Raw genomic sequence first — 17,466 nt, forward strand, 5'->3', positions numbered from 1 at the left:
TGTACATCACTCGACGAATAAAGCTTTATCCTGAATAGGCGGTGAGATGTCATGAAATCCAATGTTGACGAATTACAAGAGGTTGAAAATAGACTTAAAACTGAAAAAAGTCGTCGCATGTATGAACGTTATCAGACAATCCGGCTACATCTGATGGGGAAATCTGTCCAGGAAATCGCCGCCATTCACAAGCGAACCAGTAAAACCATCGGAAACTATATCCGTTCCTACCAAGAACATGGATTGGACGGCTTAACCATGAAGTTCTCAACCGGAAAGACACCAAGATTGACGACGGAACAGCAGGCGCAGGTAAAGCAGACCATTATTGATTTCCAGCCCCATGAGTGCGGGTTCCCGGCCAAGTTCAATTGGACGCTGGAACTCATTAGTTTGTACATTCTGCGAGAGTTTGGAACGTCCTATTCCATTCGTGGCGTGTCGAAAATGATGGAACGGCTTGACCTAAGTTACACGAAACCAACCTATACCCTGGCCGCAGCCGGTGAAGAAAAGCAAAAAGAATTTGTCGAAACGACTTTCCCAGAGGTAAAAAAATACTACAAGGGTGAAATTGATCACATTTTGTTTGAAGATGAAAGCATGATCCGTGATTACCAGGCCCTGCAGTATACCTGGTTTGCCAAAGGAAAACAAAGAATCATTAAGACGACCGGAAAACATCGTAGCGTCAAACTGTTAGCTGTGTTAGATTACGTCACTGGAGAAATCGTATGGCAGGAAGAAGAGCACTATACAGCGCTTGAGTTCCTATCTTTCCTTAAAAAAGTGACAGCAGCCTACCCGACTGGAAACATTGTCATGATTCTGGACAACGCACGAATTCACCATGCAAAAATGCTTGAACCTTTCCACAAAGAATTGAGAGGCAGATTGAATTTGATCTTCCTGCCTCCTTACAGCCCTGAACTCAATGTGGTCGAGGGGCTTTGGAAATGGTTGAAATCCGACATCATCCATAACGTTTTCTACCATACCACAGCTGAAATTCGCAGAACGTCCAGGCTTTTATGAAGCATATAAATCCTATGACAGTCATTGACCGACTGTGTATAAGGATGGAATCAAGTGCAATTCAGGAAAATCTTTAGTTCAACTTATATAGCACATATCATAGACATATATTGGGGATTATGGAGTTTATTTTTTATCCTTATTTGACTCGGCCCATAATTGAGCAAGAAATCCATGATGGACGAAAAAGAATAGATATAAGTTTTGATAATTCTGCTGAAAAAGGCTTTTTTCATCAACTGTATATTGCTAAAGATATACCAAGTCAATATATATTCGTAGAATGTAAAAATTATGGTTCAGAAGTTGCCAACCCAGAATTAGATCAACTCTCAGGAAGGTTTTCACCAAATCGTGGAAAGTTTGGTTTAATGGTTTGTAGGACTATTGTAGATATGGAAAAGTTCATTGCAAGATGTGCAGATACATATCATAATTCAAGAGGAATGATTATTCCTTTAGTGGATGAGGATTTTATTTACTTGCTAAATGAAATAAAAAAAGGAAATAGTAAAAGATGAGTTATTAGCGGAAAGATTAAGAAAAATAATTTTAAGATAGTATATTATAATCTATTAACCATGAAATTTAATTTAAAATCATGTATATAGTTAGTTCACCATCGTTTCGGTATTAAATGCAATTTAAGTTCCTTTAATGAGGAGGTCTTAAAAAGTTGATGATACACGACCTTTTGAGACCCCCTACTCAATTTTATCAACCAAAATTTCAAAATGAATTCAAAATCACTAGCAAACTATGTCGATATATTTTTATTGACCGATATGGTCAGACATACCCGATGAATGGAGATTAAAAATGCATTCTGATTTTTAAAACCTGAGTCCCACCAAAGAAGAGTTTGGACAAAGGTGAATGGTAATTTAATTATAGCTTTCTCTATCCTCAGCAATCCTATCTAATTGAACTTCGCTATTAAAATCAATTCGACTCTTAAAAAATCGTTCCGTATCCTTGTCCATAAAATGAACATAGCAGCCTTTCATTCCGCGGGTCATGAGAACACGGTAAGTATTTTTAACAAGGTCGATAAATTGCTCTTTAGATCTTTTGACGACTGTATCGTAGGAATGTTCTTTATTTCCTTCCCATCGTTGTTCATCAAGGTTATAAACCAGGTCAGGGCCAATGATTACTCCTACATAATCAAATTCAAATCCTTGTGCTGTGTATATGCAGCCTACTTGATTAATGCCGTTAGGGTCATATGCCCAAAGGTGTGCTTTGGGAATGCCGGGAGCAAGTCTTGGTGCATCATGTCTAGCATTCCATGGCCTTTTAAAGTCTCCAATTATAACATCTTCTTCTAATGTTCCATCCCATTTTGGCTGTTTGGACCATGGCCAGCAAAAGCCAGCTGTTACTCTTGCATCGAAACCGTTATCTGCTTTGTGTTTAATTGCATCTTCTAAACCCTGTGGGGAGTTAAAGATTTTGAATTCAAAATCGTCTTTTGAATCCCAAATTACATTGGCAGTCCTTTTGATACCTAATGTATTGTTGATCCAGTTAATGAAACCATCGGAGCCGTTACAGCGGAATTGGGCGTCTAATTCTTCAATATACACCTCGCATCCATAATCTAATGCAAATTTATTAATATATCCAACTGTTCCTATTTCATCTGGCCTAACGGCCTGATTATCATCGATAAAAAACACAGATACTTTAGATGTTTTGATAATTTCTTCTATTTGGGGGGTGTTGGAGCGTTCTTCTTTTTTCATATACATATTATTGCTTGTTTTTCTGATTCTGTGGGCTTCGTCACATATTAAAATATCAATTTCATTTTTCTCAGTTTTTGTATAACTATTAAAATATTTAAATTGGACTGAACCTCTTTTTCCAATTATTTTTCTAAGTGTTTCAGTAAACGCTTTAGAACCAGTAGCATAATGGGAGTTGTATCCTTCCAATGATAAATCAGCCAATAAATTTAGTGCGATTACTGATTTTCCAGTTCCTGGCCCGCCTTTTATAATAACCACTCTTTTTCGTTTATCATGAAAACCATCCCGGGCAAAAGCAAAAACTTTATCATAGATAACTTTTTGATTATCAAGAAGAATATATTCATCCAATCCTTTTATAGTATTACCAACATGCTTCATTAGTTTTTTGCTAGGGCGATATTGACTTTCCTCTACTTTTTTTAAGATAGGAAGTCCGTCGCCTTTTGCCAATTTGGTCTGAAGAAAACTCTTTAATTTAGGAACATCATCAGCAGTGAAAACAGGGAATTGATTTAACAAAGCTGTGAATTTTGAATCAAATAAAACATCTTCAGCATCGTAAGAATAATTATGTAGATAGGAACAAGATGTTAATCTGATAGGTTTTTCTCCATCATAAAAAGCTGTATGGGTATCCTGCAAATAAAGCTGATACTGTCCAACTTGAGCTGATGGATGAAGGACATCTCTTAGTGCACCCCCAACCCATGTGACAACCTCATTTTCACCGTTAGAATGATCGCATTTATCCCATTGCTTTAATTCTATAATGACTGCCTCATTCTCGCCGCTTTCGTTTTTTCCAGTAATCATGCAGTCTAATCGTTTTGAGGTCACCGGCAATTGGTATTCAAGTAAGATTCCGTGATCTGTCATACCGCTATATTGAAATACTTGAGACAGTGCTCGCAAGGAATTTCTCCAAGATGCCATTTCAGAATCTGATGGATAGTATCGGTAGTAGTCAAAAAAACTTTCTCTTAACTTAGAAGCAATTTGATTTTGGATTGAGTCTTCAATAAACTGCTCGGATGTCCCTGAATAAAGTCTCATTTAAAATCCCTCTTTTTATAATTCTGTATATTTCTTTTTACTGCCATACGCTTTTTCAACCGGATACTTTCTTGCATTCTTCTGCACTTTATCTAAAATAATTTCTTTTAGGTCTAATCCTAATTTATCTGACATCAATATGGCATAAATCACAACATCAGCTAATTCGTCTTTAATATTTTCCAAGTTGTCTTTTACAGCTTCTTCGTTATTCTTCCATTGGAAATTCTCTAACAGTTCGGATGCTTCTAAAGATAGAGATATAGCCAAATCTTTAGGGGTATGAAATTGTCCCCAATTTCTTTCATCCCGGAAATGAATAATTTCTTTTAATAATTCATTCATAAAAACCCTCTTTTACTAGCAACTTAGATTTATAAATCAATTATACTATTAATTTAAATTAAATAACTAACATACAGGTACAGAAAAATTGTAGCGAGAGAGGTGAAAAGCTCAATTTACTTTTATACCTTTATATTTTCAAAGTAGATAAAAAGATATTAGGGTTTACTCATTTACTAGTAATCTTAACTTTCAAAAGCAGTAATAGTAAAAACAAAGAACTGTTAAATAAAACATAGTTATTCTAAAACTAGTCGCTGTAAACCCATCATGAGTGGATGAGGTTGGGAGAGGTATCTAGTAAGAGAAGTTTTTGAGGTAAAATGCTTCTTGCAGCGATTGCTTTATTGATTTGACAAAGTTTACTCATATTTATTTGCCTCAAACTGAATCAAGCCTTGGCTGGAGATTGAATTATCTGTTATCACAAAATTCCTCTTACATAAAAACCCAATTTACGATACTATAGATGTAAATGCTAGGGAGGGAGTTTTCAAATATGGGAGGAAGCGGTTATTCAGGAGCAAATAATGGTGGGTCTGGTGGAGGATTAGTAAATAATTGCGGGGATACATTAATACTCCAGCTTATTGTAAATCAGAATCAGAGTAGTATATGGTTAAATACTTCCCTCCACGATGCTGTTTATATAAATCTTAATAAAAATTCTGTTTTACCTATTATTGAGGTTTTAAAGCAAGTAGACAATACGCTTGTTGGGGTTGCCCCACCAAGCTACGGTTGGGTCATCGATTGCATTGAGAACGGCTGGCAGTACCAAGGAATAATTATTAAAAAAGAAGGAAGTCAGTATAATCCACGAATAACAGTAAAATTAGAAGGTTTAAAATGATATGGGTGATATTAAAGCGAATATTATTTTAAAGGAATTATGGGATATATATGGTGATTCAATAGATCAAGAATATAATTTATTTCAAAAATCAAAAGAACAAGTACTTGATGAGTTCTTCTTTGTATTATTAGGTGGTTTCGGAATCAGTTTCGAATTAAATTTATCAGGTCTTCAAATTCTAAAGAATCAAAGTTTATTTAGAAGAGAGTATTATAAAAGTCCAGATAACCTAGTGGCAATTGAAGAGAAGATTAGAGAACAGTTTTTCAAGAAACAGTTTACTCCTGCTACGTCTAATGGACAGTTGAGAAAATATAGATATATCGAAACAAAGCCTAAAATAATTTCAGAAGCTGGTTATTGGCTCTGGAAGAGCTGTGAATGGGAATTATTTGAGGAACTACATAAGTTTAATGCATTTGAGGCAAGGCTATGGTTATGTACTTGCCCTGGAATTGGGATGAAATCTGCAAGTTGGTTTTTGAGAAACACAGGTTTTAATGACGATTGTGCTGTATTTGATGTTCACATATTAAGATTTTTAGATTATCTAGGTTTTCATGTTCCAAAGCAATTAACAGAAAGAATGTACCTTAAATTAGAAGATGCATTACGAAACGTTTGTGACAGTGTTGGTGTGACCTTAGGTAAGATGGATTATTTGTTATGGTTGTTGTCCAGAAATGGGTTTCTTAATCACGTTGAACGGGGTGAGGACATTTGAGCCTTTCGATATATGGAGAGATTGGAATAGACATCTTACTAGACAATGATTCTAGTATTTTTTATAGAACTGGTGGAGCGGGTTTATACGCAGCAATTGCAGCCGCAAAACAAGAAATGAAAGTAAACTTCTTAACTGTTTACGGTCCTGAAATAGACAAATATAGCATGAGATTTTGGGAGACGATGGGTGTTTCAACACAACAGTCTTTATACTTAGAGAACTATAATGTTCCTCGTTATTTAGTAACAGGCTACAAAGCATTTGAAAATAAGTATAGTACACCGATGACCGATGTAAAAATCGGAGTTGATTATAATCCTAGCATAGAAAAAGATTGTGAAGGTTTATTACTTTTTCCAATTGATCACACATTACCTGAATCTTTGTGTAAGCAAGCATTAGAAAGAAATATTCCAATATTTTTAGATCCTAAACCAAATAATAAGTCAATTCAACAAGCCAAGACTATCTTAGAATATGTAACAGTACTCTTAGTTAATGAGGAAGAAGCTTTACTTTTATCTGAATCAACGGATATCGATGAAGCTATTAATAAATTAAACGTAATGGGACCTAAGTATATAATTTTAAAAAGAGGACACAAGGGCTGTACTTTGATTTACGATGAAAAAAGAATAGATTTTCCTGCTTTCAAGAGTAATGTTGTTTGTACTCTTGGATCGGGTGATGTCTTTGGAGGAGCGTTTGCAGTAACGTTTTTGAGAACTAGAGATATAGAATATAGTGTACAAATTGGGAATTGCGCTGCAGCTAATTTTATCGAAAGTGTATCTATTGAAACTGTAATTGATAAAGCAGGGGTGGAAAAAGATCTTTTCCTTCGTGAGAAGCTTATTACAGATGAAAAACTTCTTAAAAAAATTTATTTAGCTGGTCCCTTCTTCAGTAAACAAGAAATAAACTGGGTTAAACAGATTACTGATAGACTAGAAAGTGCTCGATTTAGAGTTTTGTCTCCATCACGAGAGAATGGAATCATTAATAAAGATATGTCGTTAGAACAGCGAAGAAAGGTTTTTCAATCTGACATTGATCTTTTAAACGATGCTGATGTCGTGGTAGCTTTACTAGATCATGATGATCCCGGCACATGTTTTGAAATCGGGTATGCTTATGAAAAAGGAATTCCTGTATACGGTCTTAAAACTTCTCAAAATGATTTGAATAATATGGTTCGGTTTGGTTGCAAGGAATTATTAGACAATATTGAAGATCTTATAGGGATATTATATGGCTGAGAATAAAGTTGTCTTACTTTTTTCAGGTGGGATTGATTCAACTGTTTTGTATTATTGGCTTGTGGATGCAGATTATGATGTATTCCCTATTCATATAAATTATGGTCAAACAACTTATCCAGGTGAAGTAAAAGCTATAAAAGAAATAACTCATGGAAAATTCCCAAGAAAAACTTTTTTTGTTGAGGTGCCTAATCTAAGAAATATAGGTACAGGATCACTAGTTGGTGACTTACCACAATCTGATTACTCCCAAGATAACTGGATGAAAAGCGAATTCTTTCCAAATAGGAATATGATTCTAATATCTATCGCAGCTTCATACGCCTATAAAATGGACATAAATAAATTGGCTATTGGAGTAGTAGGAGAGAACTCTTATAGTGATACAGGGGCTGCCTTTATCACTAGTATTGCCGCAACATTGTCTGAGTCTTTAAATTCATTTGAATTAATTACACCTTTCGTAGGTAAAAATCGCAACTTTGTGGTTGATGAATGCCGACGATTGAATGTCCCTCTAGAGAAAACATTTTCATGTAATTGTCTGAGGAATCGACATTGTTTATTGTGTAGCAGTTGCCTGGACAGACAACACTTATTGGAGAGATTGGGAAAGCAAAATGCGTTTTGAACTTACTTGAGATAATTATTTCAATTAAGTTTGGATAAACTAAGTGGTTTCTTAATCAAAAAGGAAAATTTTGTTGAGTTAGATGGAGAGGGGTCAGATGATGAAGACTTCTTTTCTTTATTTAGTTTTGGAAATCTACTAATCAAGCGGAGCATGTTTTTAAGGGTCATCTTTTTCTTTTGGACTTCTTACAAGGGAAGAAGTAGAAATGAAGCAAGCATAGTTATGAAACTGAGAAAAATAGTACGTAAGATTTAGAGTTTGGAAGGTTCTTGAAGACGATTAGTAGAAGTTGCGTTTTAAATATAATATCAGTAAGCACCTCACTGAAATCCGTAATAGGGAACCGTATAATTAATGATATGTTTGTTATTTATTCTAATTCTATATTGAGACCATTAGGCTATAATAGAATCAACTCATATGCAACATGGATTGTCAACACTAAACTAGACAACTTTTTTAAGGTGTTCAAGTTTATACTCAATCGGGCTTAAATAACCCAGTGTCCCATGAATACGAATGTGATTAAACCAATGAACATAGTCGTGCAATTCTCTTGTTAGATCTTCCAATGTATCGAAATTCCGGCCCTTCACAAACTCTGTTTTGAGGATTTTGAATGTTGCTTCAGCTACGGCATTGTCGTTTGGTGGCTCTCATGAAATATTTCGATGATGTCGGAAGTGATGTCATCTTCGGATTTTCTTTCTTTCGCTTCATAATAATAAGTGCTTCTAGGCAATTGAAGGACGTCGTACATTTCTGATATCGAGTATTTGTGCTGGTTGTTCCGCATCACATTTACTTTCGTCCTAGTATCAGCGCAGCTTGCTTTAAAATATCATTCTCCATTTGTAACTGTTTGAGTTCCTTACGGAGCTTTACCAATTCTGTTTCTTCCGGTGTTCGGTTATCGGCTTCTTTGAATGAACCGGAGGCATTATGTTGAGAGATCCACTTATCCAGAGAAGATGTGTTAGATCGTACTCACGAATAATATCCTTTCTTGGCTTCCCATTCTGATACAGCTGCACCATTTGATTTTTAAATTCTTCTGAAAACGTTCTTCGTTCTCTTTTAGTCATCGTAGATTCTCCTCAACTATTGTATTAGTAGTCTACTTGACCTTAAATTTTCTGTCTAGATAAGTGTAGCCGTTCCAGCATGTAGTCTTCAATGTCCCTGGTCGACATGCCTTTTGCATAAAGGCCTATAATTAGGTCTTCCAATCCATTCGATGTAGTTTCAATACTTCGTGATAATCTGTGGTTCAAATTTGCCTTTTCTGTCTCTCGGCAATTTTAACTCTGTATTTCCAAACTTGGTTTTAACTCTTTTTTGGCTATATCCATTTCGGTTGTTTCCGGAATGGTCACCTTCGTTATCATGCTTCTTGTAACCCAGGTGATCGTCAATTTCAGCTTCCAATACATGTTGAATGGTATTTTTGAATAGATCCTTCAACTTTTCCTGAATGTCTTTCACTGTCCGACAATCTTTCGCTAATTCTTTCGCCAACCAGTTTGTTTCGTTTTGCATAAATGATCATCTCCTTGATGGTAAATTTAACCATTCGCAAAACTTCTTACATCCTCCTGAAAGTATTAATATCTTTTTTATCAATGCTTTATAACCCAATAAAATCTTCAGAATATTTCCAAATTATCTGCTCGAAAACTCCTCGATCATGAACGTCTTCTTCTCTAAAGTAAATGCAATCCTATTGCATTACACCCTTGAAAATTGTATCCATTATCACTCGGTCTTCCAATTCCTCCCATACTTGGCAATGCGGTAGTATTTTTAATTTATCTTCCATAGTATTTGACGCTCCTTTCTTCTTAATCTTCCAAGGAATTAAAGATGGTTCCTGCTAGTACACAAGATAAAATGAATTATTAGAGATTTTAATCCAATAAGAAATCGAATAAGCAGCAATCAACTTCGTCTCCAGATCGTTTTTTTTCGAAATGAAATAATCATTGTTTTCACTATATAAATATATTTTCTACATAGATTTAATTTGTGATAGGATATATTAGAATGCTTTAAATAAGGTGGAGGTTTTTATGCAAAAAAAAGTATTGGTTGTGACTTCATGTACGGGCGAAAAAGTCCATCAACCAACTAATGAGCTCCAATTAAATGATTTTAAAGACGTTAGTATGTTAAAAAAGCGCGAAGAAGAACTCGCTTCATATAAAACTACTGCTGGAGAAATGTACACCGGAAAGCAACACGTTGCTTTAATGGAGGGTGTGAAGAAATATCGAGATCATGGTGGCGATATTGATGTAGCCATTTTATCAGCTGGTTACGGCATGTTGAGAGAAAACGATGTAATTGTTCCTTACGAAGTAACTTTTAATTCAATGAGTGGTGTTGAAATAAAATCGTGGTCTAAATATATATCTATATCCCAAAAGTTGGAGAAATGGATAAAAGATTATGATTTGATTTTTTTCCTCCTAGGTGATAAGTACTTACAAGCTATTGAATGGCCTTTGAAAACAACAGAGGGTCAAAAGTTATTTTTCTTTGCAGGTGATGCAAGTAAGCATAAAGTTCTAATAGCTCCAAATCATTATGTTATTGCTGCCCGTGAATTGGAAGCAAAAATATTTAGATCAGGCCTTATTGAATTAAAAGGATTTCTATTCAACAAGCTTCTTAGTTATGGAATTGAAAATAATAATATGTGGGAATCTATAGCAGAGTATCCTGAACGAATTAGAGAATATTTATTAAGTTTCTATAAGTTAGGCCAACAAATATCCATGTTTGAAGATGAAGAATTGGAGTCTAAATTATTGTCTTTTTATACAATTGCTGTCCCGTATGAAAAATTGGCAAGAAACTATGGTTCTGAATTCATGTTTTATATTCCTGAAAATGATGATCGTGTGGATCCTCGATATGATTTTATTGAAGACTATTCAGATCCACAAAGGGATAGGTTGGTAGACGATGTATATGCACATGAGTTACACCATCAACCTCAATATGATGGAATTCTAATTTCGAAGGTAAATGTAGATAAGGCGACGAAAAAGAAAACCAGTATGATTCATGAAATGGGTATACGTGAATTCTTAAGGCTTCCTGATAACTATTCAATAATGGGAGATTGTGGAGCATTTAGCTATATTGGCAAGGAGTTACCTCCATATAAAACTGAAGAAGTTCTTAATTATTATAGGGATTTGGAATTTAATTATGGAGTATCAGTAGATCATTTAATTGTTGGATCATTTGCCAAAGATGAAGCAGAAAGAATTCGCAGATATGAAATAACCTTAAACAATGCAGAAGATTTTATAACAAAATATAAACAGAATAAAGGTGAATTTCGTAGGAAGTTTACTCCAATTGGAGTAGCGCAAGGTTGGGATCCAATTTCATTCCGAAATGCAGTATCTGACTTGGTTAAAATGGGATATGAATACGTTGCGCTAGGTGGACTTGCTAGAGAAAAATCCTATACGATAGTTGAAATTTTAAAGGCAATTGCTCCTGTGATTCCAAATAATAATTTTAGAATGCACTTATTTGGTGTGGTACGTGACAACATGGAAGTAATGAAAACATTTCATAAACTAGGTGCTACTTCTTTTGACTCTGCATCTCCATTAAGGAGAGCGTGGTTGGGCTCGGAACATAATTATTATGGTAAGAATCAGCATTTTTCTGCAATTAGAATTCCTGAGGCAAAAGAAAATACTGGTCGAGTTAAAAAATTGATATCAGAGCAAGGTGGAGCATTCTCTGAATATAAAGCACTCGAAATGAAAGCATTAGATTCTTTAAGAGCTTTTGACCGGGGAGATATGGATCTAGACACAACCTTGGAAGCAATTTTAGCATATGATGAAAGACTTGGAGAAAAACGTGAAAGGCACGCTGATTTTTATCGCGAAGTATTAAAAGAAAAGCCATGGAAGCAATGTGGTTGTAACATATGTACTGAAATTGGAATTGATGTGATGATTTTTAGAGGTAATAATCGTAATCGAAGAAGAGGTTTTCATAATACCCATGTTTTTTATGAGCAAGTTACCAACTTGAAAAAAGAAATAAAATCAGAACTTCTTGTGCCAAATTCTTACTAGAAAAATAATAAAGTTCCTTGTTTATATTGTGTATCTAGAAAAATTAGACTGGTGTAAGGAAAGAGGTAACTCTCTTTCTTTTTTTTTTTAGGAATGATTTAATGTTTTTAAAGGTTTATAAATATACTTCAATTCGAGGTTAAGAGATGGGTAATTTAAAAATCAATAACGTCAAGAAATTAAATCGCAGAGATAAAAATCATCTCTATCTCTATATTGCTTCCTCAAATGAAATAAAAGAATGGAAATTAAAAAATGGAGACCCTTTTTTAGGGGGAGTCGATGGAGTTCTTTATTTAACCTGTCTTGATATAATGGAGTGTTTTTGCGTTAATTCAAACCAATTATCTATAGAAATTACAGCTCCCTTATTAAGATCTGATATTGGTATAAATATTAATAATGACTTTTTAGTGGTTATTCAAAAGCAAAATCTTCAAGACACGGTTAAAAGTATGTTTCAAAATGATTCATTACTCAATACATGGATTGAAATAAAGGGTTCCCGAGTTAGTAAAAATTCCCTAAAAGTTATTACAATAAACTCATTAAAAAACATTATGAGTACACTTTTTAGTAATAATAGTATCTCTGAAACAGAGGAATTTACGACTTTTCTGCGGATTTATCTACAAGAATTTATCAAGGAGAACTCTATTTATTTTCCGTATAGTGTAAAACAAATGGTAGAAATTAAAGAAAGCACTGTCGTCCATAGTGTGAATACTTGGTATATTTTGATTAAGTATTTTAAAGAGCAATGGGAAAACTCATATGAACAGGGTATAAAGGCTCCAATATTTTTAAAAGAAATTACATATAAAAATTGGCAAGGTAATTTCTTCGATAGATCAAGTCCCTTCTGGCTAGAGTTCAACAAAGATTCTAAACGTCCTTTTTATCCTAGTAAAAGTAATCAAGAAATAATTTATAAAGCTTGGAAAGATCTAACCGAACCTTCTTAAAATAGAAGGTTTTTTCTTTTATTTTTAGAAAAAAGTATATATAATTAATCTATCACGTATCTTCACGTATCTAAAATATCAAAAAGGCGGTGTGTATTAATTTGGATTTTTATATCAGTTGGTCACACAGTGATGCAGTTTTTAGTGATTATTTTGATAGTTGTCCTATGCTTATTTCTGCTATTCCTGATAATAAATATGCATTGAAGAAATTTAATAGAAGTCCGCAGAAAATTATAATAGATTCTGGTGCGTTTTATTATTCTAGGCAGAATGTAGCAAGAAAATTGAAAGACATTATGGATATTCAATGCTATATGATAGATGGGGCACCTAATGATGTACCAATTAAAATCGTGCATTTAGATGAACCTTTAACAGAAAAGAAAGCGCTTACAGAAAAATATAATTCAATTGAAAAAACGCTATTGAATGCATACGAGCATTTTAATTTATTTCAAATGGAAGGATTTCCTCAAAATATTAGCATGATGGGTGTTATACAAGGGTTTGACTTTGCAAGTATTCAATTTTCTATACATGAACTAAAAAAGATGGGTTACACCTCATTCGGTATAGGATCCTTATTAAAAAAATCAGCAAAGGATCAGATATCCATTATTAATTTTATTTCTGAAATTGTCGGATCTGAAAATCTTCATGTTTTTGGGGTTACTGGTATCCCCCAAATTAAAGAAATGGCAAAACTAAAAATCTCTTCATTTGATTCAAGTAGACCGACAATGGTAGCAGCTTATCATCAAATAATCTATAGCAATCCTTTTAGAATTTTTTTAATTTCCGAATCCAATGTAACAAAAACGCAAAAAAGAATATCTAAACCCTTAAATTGCAACTGTCCTGTTTGTAATAATAAGCCTGAAGATATAATGAAAATTGATCATCGGAATTATACAAAACTTAGATCTATACATAATTATTATCATTTGATTGAAACAATTAAAGATATTAAAAGAGAGGTATTATAATGTCATTATTTCAAATTTGTTATGGACCAGAAATCCAATCGATTTTTGAAGTAATCAATAAACAGCCCGGAATTAAATTTCAGGAGTTGGTAAAGAAATTTCAGTATGAAGAGAACGGTGATATAACTTCCTTAGTCGAAGCAGTAGGGAAATTTCTTGTAAATTTAGGATTCATTGAAATTGATGAAAATAAAAGAATTTTCCCCTTAATAAAAAAATTTAGCAAACTTGAAACTTTAAAACGGTTGACAGAAATATCGAACAGTATAAAGGATCCTTCCGATCAAAATTATGTGTTTTCGTCGTTATACTATGAATTGTTTATACGTCATAATGAATTATATATAAAGAATTTGCATTACGAAACAAATTTACATTATGAGAAGTGCGTCGTTAGTCATGAGAAAATCAATGCTTGGAAGAGAATAATGCAATACTTGGGTCTAGGATATAGAGTTTATGGGGGCTTTTATGCATTGCCGCATTTGGATTTAATAGTGGACATAATTCAGCTTCATCAAAATTGGGAAGGGCCATTTCAGGAATTCATTGAAAAAAATGTAGACCCAATTATACCGTGTGTTTTTAATGGGAACGCATACAATGGTGTTGTGTATGGATTAATAAATTTAAGTAGTACTGATTTAATAGAACTATCTAAAAAACAGGACCTACCATTCCATTCATATGGAGAAAGAAAAGAGTGGAACTGGATTAAAGTGGGGGGAGACGCTGATGATTCCGTGCATAACTAAAAGATCAATTAAACATCTCTATAATACTGCAGACGAACGTTATAATTTTTCGCATGAATTCTTTAGAAAGACTCATTTTCCTCAGTTATTAAATAGGTACTATAAAGATTCATTAATTGAAAAAGTTACTGAGGAGTCGTTATTAAATGAATTGGAAGACGATCATCCCTTCGGTAATAGAGTTTATATTATTTATGGTTCAACGGGTTCAGGGAAATCTGAATTGCTATGTTGGTTAAAAGACCAGTGGATTGTTAAAGGGAATAAGAGACCTATAATAAGGATATCTAGAAGTGAATTAAATCCCCAATTATTAATAAAAAAGTGTTATCAATCTTTAGAATTTGATCTACAAGACTTAATTATTGATGAAAACAAATGGCACCTTTTATTAAACAAACCGATAGCTATAATTACCCAATTAGTTTGGTCTGCCTTAGATGAAATTTTCGATAGAGATGAAGACATTGTTCCGACCGCTATGTTATTAAGACCTGTTATAGAAAAGAATGTTTTAGATTTTACAAACCAGGTAAAGTCAGGGATTGTGAACTCACCTTTAGAGATCATTACAATAAAAGAATTTGAACAATTAATTGAAAATACAACTGTCCCTATTACAGTAGATTATTGGAAGTTTAGACATTCTTTATCTAAAAAGTTGGATGATTATTTATTTCAAGGAGTTGATATTCAAACAATCTTTAAAAATTTAACAGAACAAATAAGTATTAGAGGAATAAGACCTGTTATTCTAATTGATGACCTGGTTCAATCAATGAATTTGTATGCGAGTGATATTTTAGACTTCTTTATAACATTAGAAGAAGGGAGATGGGATGTGGTAATAGGTTTAACCCCAGGGGTTTTGGATGGGAATGAGTCTGATATAGAGTTAAAAAATAGAATCAATAACCTCGATACAATAGATGATCGAGTTAAAAAACTATGGCTTTCAGATGAATCAGGCAACTACTTTTATAGTTTAGATAAAGATAATGCAAAAGATTATTTATTAAATTATATAAAAGCCTTAAAAGAGGCAAATGGATTTAAATGTTCACAGTCTTGTCAGCATGCTCAAAATTGCTCTAGTCTCTTAGGAAGTAAAACAAATTCTTTATTACCACTAAATGAACCGTTGATAAATCGAATTTTTGATGGTTTACCAGCGGGAAAAGGTGTTTTACGTTATATGATAATGCACACTAGAGAAATATTATCTTTTCTTTTGGAAGGAAATAATAAAAATCCAACTAAAATTAAGAAGTACTTTTCCAGGGATGTGTATTCCGACCATGATGATGTAATTATTAAGCTTTTAGCTGAAATGTATGCAGATAGCTCACTAAGTGAATTTAAATTTTCCCTAGAGCTATTAAGGCATTTTAATAGGGAGAATGCTACTTCTTTAGTTAAAATAAAAAAATTAACTTATGATGTTCAGGATGAAAAACAAAATCAAATAAAATATAAAAAAGACAATGAGATTTTAGGACATATAAGAGATTGGGTAGAAGGTAAAAAAGTTAATAAACAATTATTAGAGCCGATCAGATTTGGTGTCGGTACTATATTAAATGAGATAACAAAAGGAACTTCGATCATGAAGGCAGATACGTCGAGAGTTATAAAATCAACATCCACTATACAAAAAACAGAAGTAATAAATAGATTAAGGTATCCAATTTCATTTGAAAAAAAGGATAACCAAATAACAATAGAAAAGAAAATTAATTTGTTGAACATAGCTGATTTCCAAAAACTAAAAATGCAAGATCGTCCTGATGCATTCGCAAAAGTTGCTAATGATTTAAATGTTTCTAAATGGACATTTGAAACAGAAAACCTTAAAAAAATTTGGATCAAAGAATTAGAAGAGAACTTAGGATATAATATGGAAAGTTTTGTTTTTTATTTTAAGAATTTTATAAACAAAGTTAACGTAATTGCGGACTATAACTGGTCAGAAGATATAAAAAATCCTATTAAGACTGAATGGTTAGAAATAGCTGACTCTCTGTTTTTGGATTGGTTTTCCTTAAGAGATAACATAATTGATTATAATAAATTGAGGTGGGAAATGGTAGAAGACGAATCATTTGAACGCCATTTTCTTAATTTTAATCCTTCTAGATCGTTAAATAAATTTCATATAAAAAATTATCAAATGCAATCTTTTATTATTAAATTACAATTTGAAATTAAAAAATTTTTGAGTATACTGGCACCCATTATCAAAGAAAAGATAAACGAAATTAATAAAGCTTTCACTTATTTAGCAAAAATTCCTGGCGATTTATTGGGAATCGTTCAAAAAATTAACTTATTAAAGGAGAGTGAAATACTTTCCTTAGATACTATTCAAAAAATTGGAGAAGTTGTTAATTGGATTGAAAAAGAAGAAAATAAAGGTTATATAGTTTTTATCCAAAGTCAGCAGAAACATTCCAAAAATATCAGTAAAGTTTTATCATTAATTGAAGAAAATGATAATGAAATAGGGGAAATAAATAGTCTGCCTTTAATAAATGATTATTTAAAAGATAAGTTAAAACTTAGAAGGCAAGTTAGAAAACATCTTTTGAATTTAATTGAAAATGGAGAAACACAACTTCCAAAACAACAGTGGAAAGGAATTATAAGAGATATTGAAGTTTTGAATCCCGAACTATTTAATCATTTAAATTTGAATCTTAAATTAAAGTAAAATAGGATCACCATCTATTTTAAAAAAAGTTTCACTAATTCTGTTATCTTTTTCCATCTAAATATGTTAGCCCAATAAAAGATCGCTATTCACTTGGTAAGTGTTACCGGGTAGTATTCGGTCTTTTTCTTGTCCTTTCTGTGTCTCTAAAGCATTCCCTACAGCACTTAATAAGGTGAAAATGCGAGGGATTCCGATGTTCTATGTCTGGATAAAGGGCGTCTCTTAGAGAAAACAAGTTAGAAACATATATATTCAGTGCCAAAACA

General features: G+C 33.0%; 13 protein-coding genes and 2 pseudogenes. 11 read left to right on the forward strand and 4 right to left on the reverse strand.

The window, feature by feature from the left end:
• The first annotated feature begins 51 nt into the window (after positions 1 to 51).
• Positions 52 to 1,112, forward strand: a protein-coding gene (locus D0463_RS00525) for an IS630 family transposase (protein WP_254052672.1) whose coding sequence is annotated in 2 segments (ribosomal slippage) — positions 52 to 1,015 and positions 1,015 to 1,112 — 1,062 coding nt in all. Because the reading frame shifts where the segments join, the coding sequence is not laid out codon by codon here.
• 42 nt (positions 1,113 to 1,154) lie between these two features.
• Positions 1,155 to 1,556, forward strand: coding sequence for a hypothetical protein (locus D0463_RS00530; protein ID WP_254052673.1), 402 nt, complete (start codon positions 1,155 to 1,157; stop codon positions 1,554 to 1,556).
• Between the two features lie 363 nt (positions 1,557 to 1,919).
• Here D0463_RS00530 and D0463_RS00535 read toward each other — a convergent pair whose 3' ends face one another.
• Both D0463_RS00535 and D0463_RS00540 read right to left on the reverse strand, forming a co-directional pair.
• A complete protein-coding gene (locus D0463_RS00535; RefSeq protein ID WP_117303931.1) occupies positions 1,920 to 3,845 on the reverse strand; it encodes a DUF2075 domain-containing protein in 1,926 nt (641 codons plus the stop codon).
• A 15-nt stretch (positions 3,846 to 3,860) separates the two neighbouring features.
• Complete coding sequence (locus D0463_RS00540) at positions 3,861 to 4,190, reverse strand: nucleotide pyrophosphohydrolase (RefSeq protein WP_117303932.1); 330 nt, start codon at positions 4,188 to 4,190, stop codon at positions 3,861 to 3,863.
• A 499-nt stretch (positions 4,191 to 4,689) separates the two neighbouring features.
• On the opposite strand from D0463_RS00540, the gene D0463_RS00545 reads away from it, so the two are divergent.
• The 4 genes from D0463_RS00545 to D0463_RS00560 are packed head-to-tail and all read left to right on the forward strand — an operon-like array spanning position 4,690 to position 7,666.
• Positions 4,690 to 5,043 carry a hypothetical protein gene (locus D0463_RS00545; RefSeq protein WP_117303933.1) on the forward strand — a complete coding sequence of 118 codons (354 nt, stop codon included), beginning with the start codon at positions 4,690 to 4,692 and terminating at the stop codon, positions 5,041 to 5,043.
• A 1-nt stretch (position 5,044) separates the two neighbouring features.
• Positions 5,045 to 5,770, forward strand: a complete 726-nt coding sequence (locus D0463_RS00550; protein ID WP_117303934.1) for an 8-oxoguanine DNA glycosylase — start codon at positions 5,045 to 5,047, stop codon at positions 5,768 to 5,770.
• Positions 5,767 to 7,032, forward strand: coding sequence for a PfkB family carbohydrate kinase (locus D0463_RS00555; protein ID WP_117303935.1), 1,266 nt, complete (start codon positions 5,767 to 5,769; stop codon positions 7,030 to 7,032). Before D0463_RS00550 ends, D0463_RS00555 begins: the two co-directional genes overlap by 4 nt.
• On the forward strand, positions 7,025 to 7,666 hold the full coding sequence (locus tag D0463_RS00560) for a 7-cyano-7-deazaguanine synthase (RefSeq protein WP_117303936.1): 642 nt from the start codon (positions 7,025 to 7,027) through the stop codon (positions 7,664 to 7,666). Before D0463_RS00555 ends, D0463_RS00560 begins: the two co-directional genes overlap by 8 nt.
• 449 nt (positions 7,667 to 8,115) lie before the next feature.
• Here D0463_RS00560 and D0463_RS00565 read toward each other — a convergent pair.
• Positions 8,116 to 8,754, reverse strand: a pseudogene (locus D0463_RS00565) (IS3 family transposase).
• Between the two features lie 78 nt (positions 8,755 to 8,832).
• Positions 8,833 to 9,208 (reverse strand): annotated as a pseudogene (locus D0463_RS00570) (transposase); the annotation flags it as partial.
• A 530-nt stretch (positions 9,209 to 9,738) separates the two neighbouring features.
• Between D0463_RS00570 and dpdA the strand changes: the two are divergent.
• From dpdA to D0463_RS00595, 5 genes are all read left to right on the forward strand, one after another.
• A complete protein-coding gene (dpdA, locus tag D0463_RS00575) occupies positions 9,739 to 11,778 on the forward strand; it encodes a tRNA-guanine transglycosylase DpdA (protein ID WP_117303938.1) in 2,040 nt (679 codons plus the stop codon).
• 146 nt (positions 11,779 to 11,924) lie between these two features.
• On the forward strand, positions 11,925 to 12,743 hold the full coding sequence (locus tag D0463_RS00580; RefSeq protein ID WP_117303939.1) for a hypothetical protein: 819 nt from the start codon (positions 11,925 to 11,927) through the stop codon (positions 12,741 to 12,743).
• Between the two features lie 101 nt (positions 12,744 to 12,844).
• A complete protein-coding gene (locus D0463_RS00585; protein ID WP_117303940.1) occupies positions 12,845 to 13,732 on the forward strand; it encodes a tRNA-guanine transglycosylase in 888 nt (295 codons plus the stop codon).
• On the forward strand, positions 13,732 to 14,487 hold the full coding sequence (locus D0463_RS00590) for a hypothetical protein (RefSeq protein WP_117303941.1): 756 nt from the start codon (positions 13,732 to 13,734) through the stop codon (positions 14,485 to 14,487). Before D0463_RS00585 ends, D0463_RS00590 begins: the two co-directional genes overlap by 1 nt.
• Positions 14,468 to 17,197, forward strand: coding sequence for a hypothetical protein (locus D0463_RS00595; protein WP_117303942.1), 2,730 nt, complete (start codon positions 14,468 to 14,470; stop codon positions 17,195 to 17,197). Before D0463_RS00590 ends, D0463_RS00595 begins: the two co-directional genes overlap by 20 nt.
• Positions 17,198 to 17,466: the final 269 nt, after the last annotated feature.

The sequence above is a fragment of the Bacillus sp. V59.32b genome, from assembly GCF_003429085.1.
In the GTDB taxonomy this organism is placed as follows: domain Bacteria; phylum Bacillota; class Bacilli; order Bacillales; family DSM-1321; genus Peribacillus.

Bases quoted from the DNA above. Each gene is read 5' to 3' on its own strand.
- D0463_RS00530 (WP_254052673.1), top strand. From the start codon at position 1,155: ATGGAGTTTATTTTTTATCCTTATTTGACTCGGCCCATAATTGAGCAA.
- D0463_RS00535 (WP_117303931.1), bottom strand. From the start codon at position 3,845: ATGAGACTTTATTCAGGGACATCCGAGCAGTTTATTGAAGACTCAATC.
- D0463_RS00540 (WP_117303932.1), bottom strand. From the start codon at position 4,190: ATGAATGAATTATTAAAAGAAATTATTCATTTCCGGGATGAAAGAAAT.
- D0463_RS00545 (WP_117303933.1), top strand. From the start codon at position 4,690: ATGGGAGGAAGCGGTTATTCAGGAGCAAATAATGGTGGGTCTGGTGGA.
- D0463_RS00550 (WP_117303934.1), top strand. From the start codon at position 5,045: ATGGGTGATATTAAAGCGAATATTATTTTAAAGGAATTATGGGATATA.
- D0463_RS00560 (WP_117303936.1), top strand. From the start codon at position 7,025: ATGGCTGAGAATAAAGTTGTCTTACTTTTTTCAGGTGGGATTGATTCA.
- dpdA (WP_117303938.1), top strand. From the start codon at position 9,739: ATGCAAAAAAAAGTATTGGTTGTGACTTCATGTACGGGCGAAAAAGTC.
- D0463_RS00580 (WP_117303939.1), top strand. From the start codon at position 11,925: ATGGGTAATTTAAAAATCAATAACGTCAAGAAATTAAATCGCAGAGAT.
- D0463_RS00590 (WP_117303941.1), top strand. From the start codon at position 13,732: ATGTCATTATTTCAAATTTGTTATGGACCAGAAATCCAATCGATTTTT.
- D0463_RS00595 (WP_117303942.1), top strand. From the start codon at position 14,468: ATGATTCCGTGCATAACTAAAAGATCAATTAAACATCTCTATAATACT.